Origin of the sequence: Thiohalophilus sp. (assembly GCF_031581315.1) — a bacterium.
Classification (GTDB): domain Bacteria; phylum Pseudomonadota; class Gammaproteobacteria; order UBA6429; family Thiohalophilaceae; genus Thiohalophilus.
This window is the reverse complement of sequence record NZ_JAVLAZ010000001.1, coordinates 79,381-87,094: the sequence shown is the minus strand read 5'-3', so window position 1 is coordinate 87,094 and position 7,714 is coordinate 79,381. Positions and strand designations below refer to the sequence as shown.

Below are 7,714 nucleotides of genomic sequence, written 5' to 3'. Positions count from 1 at the left end.
AGCTGCTCCTCGACCACAAAATCGTCGAGCTGTTGTCGCAACAAACCTTTAACCGCCGGGTGACCGAAGGCATGGGTAAGAGAAAACCAGTGTGAATTCATTGAGAAAGCAGCTTTAATTCAGAAAGAGAGAATCATCCGCAAATGAACGCGAATGGACGCAAATTGGTATTTCGTAACCATAATTTTTTATTTGCGTTCATTCGCGTTCATTCGCGGACCTAATAATATTTTCAGCTTTGCATCAGAAATCATTTTATTGGTGAAAGCAGTACACTGGCCATGGCGGCGATGCCTTCGCCGCGGCCGGTGAAGCCCATTTTTTCGGTGGTGGTCGCCTTGATACTGACATTGTCGATGTCGGTTTGCAGATCGCTGGCGAAGATTTCACGCATCGCCTGGATATACGGTGCCAGTTTCGGCTGCTGGGCGATGAGGGTAAGATCGATGTTATGTACCCGGTGATGGCGTTCGCCGATGAGTGTCATCACCTTGCGCAATAAAATCCGGCTATCGATGCCTTCGAATTCGGCGTCGCTATCGGGAAAGTGCTGACCGATATCACCCAGCGCCAGGGCACCGAGTAGTGCATCGCACAGCGCGTGGATGGCGACATCGCCATCGGAGTGCGCCGCCATGCCCTGATCGTGCGGGATTTCGACACCGCCGAGGACCAGTCGACCACCGGGCTTAAAACGGTGTGCGTCAAAGCCCTGCCCTATACGCATTGGTGTGTCTCCTGCTGTTGCAGATAAAATTCAGCCAGTGCCAGATCTTCGGTCCGTGTGATCTTGATATTGCTGGCACTGCCCGCCACCAGCAGAGGCTGGTAGCCGACATACTCCATCGCGGAGGCTTCATCCGTGACCATCTGTTCGGCTTCAAGAGCCTGCTCCAGGGCATGGCGTAATTGTCCCAGACGAAACATTTGCGGCGTCAGGGCATGCCAGAGATGTTCCCGCTCTACCGTGTCGATCACGCGCCCGGCGGGTTCGGCCCGTTTCATGGTATCGCGTACCGGCACGGCCAGCAGCCCGCCCATTTCGTCCTGTGCCAGGGTGCTCATCAGATTATCAAGATCGGCATGCGTGAGACAGGGGCGTGCTGCATCGTGCACCAGCACCCAGTCCGTATCATCGGCATAGGCGGAAAGTTCATGCAAGGCATTCAGGACCGAATGACACCGCTCCACGCCGCCTTCAACCCGTTGCACCGGCTTGTCGTAGCGCGTATCCAGATGCTCCCACCAGCCATCGTGCCGCGACAGGGCGACCACCGCCCCGCTAACTGACGGATGCGCCAGTAACCGATCGAGGGTATGCAGAATAATCGCCCGACCATTCAATTCCAGGTACTGCTTGGGGATCTCGCTGCCCATACGCTTGCCGATCCCGGCGGCAGGGATCACAGCCCAGAAGTTCAGGGACGAGGGATGAGTATCGAGGGACGAGGTCATTGGCGTAAAACTGATGATTCAATCCATTTTTGGATGATTGTCTATCCCGATAGCATTGCCGGATCCGCTTCGCTTGATCCGGCCTACATCCAACAACTGCCTACTGCCTGCTGTCATCTGCCTGCTTCTTTTCTTCTTCGATGACCTGAATGAAGGTCTCACCTTCTTTGATCATACCCAGTTCATCACGGGCTCGCTCTTCCAGGGCTTCGAGGCCCTGCTTGAGATCCTGGACTTCGGCTTCCAGGGCACGATTACGTTCGCGCAGTTGCCGGTTTTCCGATTCCTGTTTTTTGATTTCCTGCTTGAGATGCCACACGGTCGCCAGGCTGCCGTCACCGACCCACAAATCATATTGCAGTAGCATGAATAATATCAGCAGTATGGCGACCAGTATGCGCATGCCGTGCGGCGATCTCCGTGGGGTTGCCCTCCCAGTCTAGCGTAAATTATAAAAGGCATCCTGACCGGGATAGCTGGCCTCGTCACCCAGTCCTTCGGCGATACGAATCAACTGGTTGTACTTGGCAACCCGGTCCGAGCGGGACATGGAACCGGTCTTGATCTGGCCGGCCCCGGTCGCCACAGCGAGATCGGCGATGGTGGTGTCCTCGGTCTCGCCGGAGCGGTGCGAAATAACTGCGGTATAGCCGGCTTTTTTGGCCATCTCGATGGCCGCCAGGGTTTCGCTCAGGGTGCCAATCTGATTGACCTTGATCAGGATCGAATTGGCAATTTGCTTGTCGATGCCCTGCTTGAAGATTTCGGTGTTGGTGACAAACAGATCGTCCCCCACCAGCTGGACTTTCTTGCCCAGGCGGTCGGTCAGTTGTTGCCAGCCGTCCCAGTCATCTTCGGCCATACCATCTTCGATACTGATGATCGGGTACTTGTCACACCACTGCTCCAGCACATCGATGAACTCGGCGGCGCTCAGGCTCTTGTTTTCCGAAGCCAGTACATACTTGCCGTCCTGGTAGAATTCACTGCTGGCGGCGTCGATGGCGATAAAAATGTCCTTGCCGGCTTTAAAGCCCGCCTTGTCGATCGCTTCGAGAATCACCTCAATCGCGGATTCATTGGAGTCGAGATCCGGGGCAAAGCCGCCCTCATCGCCGACCGCCGTATTCAGGCCCTTGTCGTGCAGCACTTTCTTCAGCGCATGAAACACTTCGGCACCGTAACGGATCGCCTCGTTCACACTCGGCGCCCCCACCGGCATGATCATAAACTCCTGCAAATCGACACTGTTGTCGGCATGCGCCCCGCCGTTGATGATATTCATCATCGGCACCGGCATGCGATAGGCCTCGCCGGTATACAGATATTGATAGAGCGGCACACCCTGCGCGCCGGCCGCGGCATGCGCGGTCGCCATGGAGACGGCCAGCAGGGCATTGGCGCCGAACTTACTCTTGTTGGCGGTACCATCCAGCTTGAGCATGAGGTCGTCGATCTGTTGTTGCTCGGCCGCGTCCTGTCCGAGCAGGGCCGTGCGAATGGGGCCGTTGACGTTGGCCACTGCCTTGCTAACGCCTTTACCACCAAAGCGTTTTTTATCTTCGTCGCGCAGCTCGATAGCTTCGCGGGCACCGGTGGAGGCGCCGGAAGGAACGGCGGCACGGCCTTTGGCACCGCATTGCAGGATAACGTCGGCTTCGACGGTGGGATTACCGCGTGAATCGATAATCTCACGCGCGACAATGTTGACGATTTCAGTTCCTCGACTCATTAATCGTGTTACTCCAGTTCGTTGGCTGATAAACAGGTTGAATTCTTTGTTAGCGGCCGGCCTGTTCTGGCCGGCCGGATCCCGGCCTGCGCGGTCCGCAGGCCGGTGTCAGTTCATGCGCCCAGTGCCTCCTGCGTGGCCGGCTCGCGCACGGCCCGGGCCGCGCGAATGAATGAGCTGAACAGGGGATGTCCGTCACGGGGCGTGGAAGTGAACTCCGGATGGAACTGGCAGGCGATGAACCAGGGATGATCCTCCAGCTCCACCACTTCGACCAGGCTGCCATCCAGGGACGTTCCGACCAGCTTGAGCCCGGCCTGACTCAGAGTATCGCGATAGTTGTTGTTGAATTCGTAACGGTGGCGATGGCGTTCGTTGATGATTTCGCGACCGTATACCTCGCGTGCCCGGGAACCCTCTTCCAGTCGGCACTGCTGGGCCCCCAGACGCATGGTCCCACCCATATCGGAATCGTGATCGCGCACTTCCACCTTGCCTTCGGCAGTGGTCCATTCGGTAATCAGGGCGATAACCGGATCCGGCGTGTTGGGTTCAAATTCGGTGCTGTGCGCTTTTTCCAGCCCGGCCACGTGACGGGCGAATTCGATGACCGCCACCTGCATGCCCAGACAGATACCCAGATAGGGAATCCGTTGCTCGCGGGCATACTGAACAGCAGCGATCTTGCCTTCTACACCCCGCTCACCAAAACCGCCAGGCACCAGGATCGCATCCATGCCTTTGAGGCATTCGGCACCACTGCGTTCGATCTCCTCGGAATCCACATAGTGAATTCTGACCCGGCTGCGGGTATGCAAGCCGGCGTGGATCAATGCCTCGGAGAGGGATTTGTAGGATTCGGTCAGCTCCACATACTTGCCTACCATGGCGATGGTGACCTCGCCTTCGGGATGCGCCAGCGCCTCGCTAACCTGCTGCCATTCGGACAGATCCGCCGTTGGAACATCCAGACCCAGCTTGTCGACCACGATCTGATCCAGCCCCTGCTCGCTGAGCAGCAGCGGGATCTTGTAAATACTGTCCACGTCCAGCGCGGTGACCACCGCCCGCTGCTCGACGTTGGTGAACAGCGCAATCTTGCGCCGCTCATCCTCGGGAATCGGCCGATCGGAACGGCACATCAGAATATCGGGCTGGATGCCGATGGAGCGCAACTCCTTGACCGAGTGCTGGGTCGGCTTGGTTTTCAGCTCGCCCGCGGTCGGGATATAAGGCAACAGCGTCAGGTGCATGAACAGGACATTGTCGTGCCCCATTTCCACCGCCATCTGGCGAATCGCTTCGAGAAACGGCAGGGATTCGATGTCACCGACGGTCCCGCCGATCTCCACCATCGCCACGTCGGCCTCGTCAGCCCCCTCGATAATCGAGCGCTTGATTTCATCGGTGATGTGCGGAATCACCTGCACGGTGCCGCCCAGATAATCGCCGCGGCGTTCCTTGCTGATCACATTGGCGTAGATACGCCCGGTGGTGAAGTTGTTCTTCTGGGTCATAGTAGTGCGCACGAAGCGCTCGTAATGGCCCAGGTCCAGATCGGTTTCCGCACCGTCCTCGGTGACATACACTTCGCCGTGCTGGAACGGGCTCATGGTGCCCGGATCGACGTTGATATAGGGATCCAGCTTGAGCAGTGTGACCTTCAGGCCACGCGCCTCGAGAATGGCGGCAAGCGATGCGGAGGCAATGCCCTTCCCCAACGAGGAAACGACACCACCGGTAATAAAGATATATTTGGTCATGAACCCAGCAACGTGTTGAGGGTGAAACGGTGTTACCGGCAAACGGTAACCTGTCTGATTGCTGGGATGTTATTGTCGTTGTTTTCGGTGATCGATTCAATCTTTACAGCGCGTTAAATTCCTGCTGTATCCTGTAGTGTGATGAGCAGACCCGGCTCATCCGCGCCGGCGACAAACGGCTCGCAAAGACAGTAATCCACCACCTGGGCAATCTCGTCATCGATACGGATCAACGGAATCTCGGCCCGTTGCCAGGGCGGCACCTGCCATTCCTGCAACAGCTTTTTCAAGTCATGGCGATGGCCGCGCCCGGCCGGGCGACACCATTCCCCGCCCTGGCGAAATCCGACCTGCAGGCCATGCGCTTCGATCTGCTGGCGGGAGAGCCCTTGCCCCACAGCCGGTTCGGCTTCCAGCACCCATCCCGCCACCGTCAGGCGGGGCTGACTCAGCGGATCCCAGTCTTGCCAGTCACCGTTACCGGTGCCCGGCGCCGGGCGGGTCGACAGCGCATACAACTCGCCGGCGTAACGGCGCACTTCCACGCCAGGCCAGGTAACCAGCGGCTGGGCATCGGGGGCGGCATAGAGCACTTCATCCAGAATCCGGTTCAGATGCTTGCTGTCCGGCAGCGGCAGTTGCCGCACGCTGGCCAGCCAGTAACGCAACAGGTTGCGCTGACGGGCCGGGCTCAGGGCCTGCAGCGGGGCCAGGTGCAGACACTCGGCGCGCTTGCCCTGGCAGTGCGCGTAATCCTGTGCCGCCAGATCATCCAGTAGCTGCCCCGCTTCCCCCTGGTGGCGGGCGGCGCGGCTCAGCGTCAGAGCGGCCGACGGCCAGCGGGTCTGCAGGACCGGCAGCAGCTCGTGGCGCAGGTAATTGCGATCCAGATCGGTGTCGAAATTGGAAGGATCCTCGATCCATTCCAGCCCCTGCTCGTGGGCGTAACGGCGCAGCGCCGCCTGACTCTGGCCCAGTAGCGGCCGTCCCAGCCAGCCGGCGGCAAAGTCGGTCACCGGGGGCATCGCCGCCAGCCCCTTGGGCCCGCTACCGCGCAGCAGCTGCAGCAACAGAGTCTCGGCCTGATCGTCCTGATGCTGGGCCAGCAGCAACCCCTCTCCCGCCTGTAACAACCCCCGCCAGGCGTTATAGCGGGCCTCACGGGCCGCCGCCTCGGGGCTCTCGCCAAGCCTGGGATGGGCGTGCACGGTCACTTCCACCAGGGGTACCGACAGTTCTATACAGACCCGACGACAGTATTCGGCCCAGCCGTCGGCCTGGTCGGACAGACGGTGGTTGATGTGGATCGCTTCCAGGGGGGCGGACAGTTGCTCGCGCACCCCGGCCAGGGCATGCAACAGGACATGAGAGTCGCAACCGCCGCTATAGGCGACGCGGTAGCGGGACGCGGCCGGCATTTGCGCCAGCTGGTCGAGCAAATGCGCCGCAAGTGAATTCATAGCAAGGGAGTGTCGGGAATTACTCCGCGTAATTCCCGTAACGAATGAGCTTGGTGTAACGCTGTTCCAGCAGCTTGTCCAGCGGCGTGGCGTCGACCATTTCCAGGCTTTCCAGCAAGGCCTGGCGCAGGTTGGTGGCCATCAGCTCGGAATCCCGATGGGCACCGCCCAGGGGCTCGCCGATCACATGGTCGATCAGCCCCAGCTCCTTGAGTCGGGGCGCGGTCAGGCCCATGGCCTCGGCCGCTTCGGCCGCCTTGTCGGAACTTTTCCAGAGAATCGAGGCGCAGCCTTCGGGGGAAATAACCGAGTAGGTGCTGTACTGGAGCATCATCAGCCGATCGCCAACGCCAATGGCCAGCGCCCCGCCGGAACCGCCCTCGCCGATGACCGTGGTGATAATCGGGGTCTTGAGCGCCGACATTTCGAACAGGTTGCGGGCGATGGCCTCGCTCTGACCCCGTTCCTCGGCCCCCACGCCGGGATAGGCGCCGGGGGTGTCGATGAAGGTCAGCACCGGCAGCTTGAAGCGTTCGGCCATATGCATCAGGCGCAGCGCCTTGCGATAGCCCTCCGGGCGCGGCATACCGAAGTTACGCCGTACTTTCTCCCTGGTATCGCGCCCTTTTTGCTGGCCGATGACCATCAACGGCCGGCCATCCAGGCGTGCCACCCCGCCGACAATCGCATTGTCGTCGGCAAAGGCGCGGTCGCCGTGCAGCTCCTCGAAGTCGGTGAAAAGCTGCTCGATATAATCGAGAAAATAGGGGCGCTGGGGATGGCGCGCCAGCTGGGCGATCTGGGCAGACTTGAGATTGGAAAAAATGGATTCGGTCAGATCCCGGCTCTTGTTCTGCAGCCGCTGGATCTCCTCGCCGATATTGATCTCGTTATCGGAGCCAACATAACGCAGCTCCTCGATCTTGGCTTCCAGTTCGGCGATGGGCTGTTCGAAATCGAGAAAATTCAGATTCATAGGGTCTTACCGGGTCAAATTGGCGCTAATTGGCTGAATAGTATAGCGAATCCGGCCGCCTGTATACACCCGAACCGCGACCCGGTTCGCGATTCCATCAGTTTGGAGGAGCGAATAAAACGCGGAGGACGCAGAGTCGCAGAGGCGCGGAGAAATGATTGTGTAAGAATATGTTCATCCGACCTTAGACAGGAAAGGTCTGCATCATAAGCACAACCAGCAAGCCGGGTTGAATGCGCAGATGCTCCTGCTATGCGACAGACAACTGCCGTAAGCAGAACCTAAATAATCATTGTTTTCCTCCGCGTCTCCGCGCCTCCGCGGCCTC

The 7,714-nt window shown here is 59.2% G+C and carries 7 protein-coding genes; all 7 read right to left on the bottom strand.

Annotated elements, in window-relative coordinates; genetic code table 11:
• Positions 1-250: 250 nt before the first annotated feature.
• Entirely contained in the window at positions 251-727 is a 477-nt protein-coding gene (ispF, locus tag RI563_RS00400) for a 2-C-methyl-D-erythritol 2,4-cyclodiphosphate synthase (protein ID WP_310692336.1), read from the bottom strand.
• Positions 718-1,455, bottom strand: coding sequence for a 2-C-methyl-D-erythritol 4-phosphate cytidylyltransferase (gene ispD / locus RI563_RS00395; protein ID WP_310692335.1), 738 nt, complete (start codon positions 1,453-1,455; stop codon positions 718-720). The genes ispF and ispD overlap by 10 nt, the downstream gene beginning before the upstream one ends.
• Before the next feature lie 100 nt (positions 1,456-1,555).
• Positions 1,556-1,858 (bottom strand): cell division protein FtsB, encoded by a 303-nt coding sequence (gene ftsB / locus RI563_RS00390; protein WP_310692334.1) that lies wholly within the window; start codon positions 1,856-1,858, stop codon positions 1,556-1,558.
• Positions 1,859-1,894: 36 nt separating this feature from the next.
• Positions 1,895-3,187, bottom strand: a complete 1,293-nt coding sequence (gene eno / locus RI563_RS00385) for a phosphopyruvate hydratase (protein WP_310692333.1) — start codon at positions 3,185-3,187, stop codon at positions 1,895-1,897.
• 113 nt (positions 3,188-3,300) lie between these two features.
• Positions 3,301-4,950, bottom strand: a complete 1,650-nt coding sequence (locus tag RI563_RS00380; protein ID WP_310692332.1) for a CTP synthase — start codon at positions 4,948-4,950, stop codon at positions 3,301-3,303.
• Between the two features lie 113 nt (positions 4,951-5,063).
• On the bottom strand, positions 5,064-6,410 hold the full coding sequence (tilS, locus tag RI563_RS00375) for a tRNA lysidine(34) synthetase TilS (RefSeq protein ID WP_310692331.1): 1,347 nt from the start codon (positions 6,408-6,410) through the stop codon (positions 5,064-5,066).
• A gap of 19 nt (positions 6,411-6,429) precedes the next feature.
• Complete coding sequence (gene accA, locus RI563_RS00370) at positions 6,430-7,386, bottom strand: acetyl-CoA carboxylase carboxyl transferase subunit alpha (RefSeq protein WP_310692330.1); 957 nt, start codon at positions 7,384-7,386, stop codon at positions 6,430-6,432.
• Between the last annotated feature and the right edge of the window lie 328 nt (positions 7,387-7,714).

Coding starts and splice junctions, on each gene's coding strand:
- ispF (WP_310692336.1), bottom strand. CDS start 727: ATGCGTATAGGGCAGGGCTTTGACGCACACCGTTTTAAGCCCGGTGGT.
- ispD (WP_310692335.1), bottom strand. CDS start 1,455: ATGACCTCGTCCCTCGATACTCATCCCTCGTCCCTGAACTTCTGGGCT.
- ftsB (WP_310692334.1), bottom strand. CDS start 1,858: ATGCGCATACTGGTCGCCATACTGCTGATATTATTCATGCTACTGCAA.
- eno (WP_310692333.1), bottom strand. CDS start 3,187: ATGAGTCGAGGAACTGAAATCGTCAACATTGTCGCGCGTGAGATTATC.
- RI563_RS00380 (WP_310692332.1), bottom strand. CDS start 4,950: ATGACCAAATATATCTTTATTACCGGTGGTGTCGTTTCCTCGTTGGGG.
- tilS (WP_310692331.1), bottom strand. CDS start 6,410: ATGAATTCACTTGCGGCGCATTTGCTCGACCAGCTGGCGCAAATGCCG.
- accA (WP_310692330.1), bottom strand. CDS start 7,386: ATGAATCTGAATTTTCTCGATTTCGAACAGCCCATCGCCGAACTGGAA.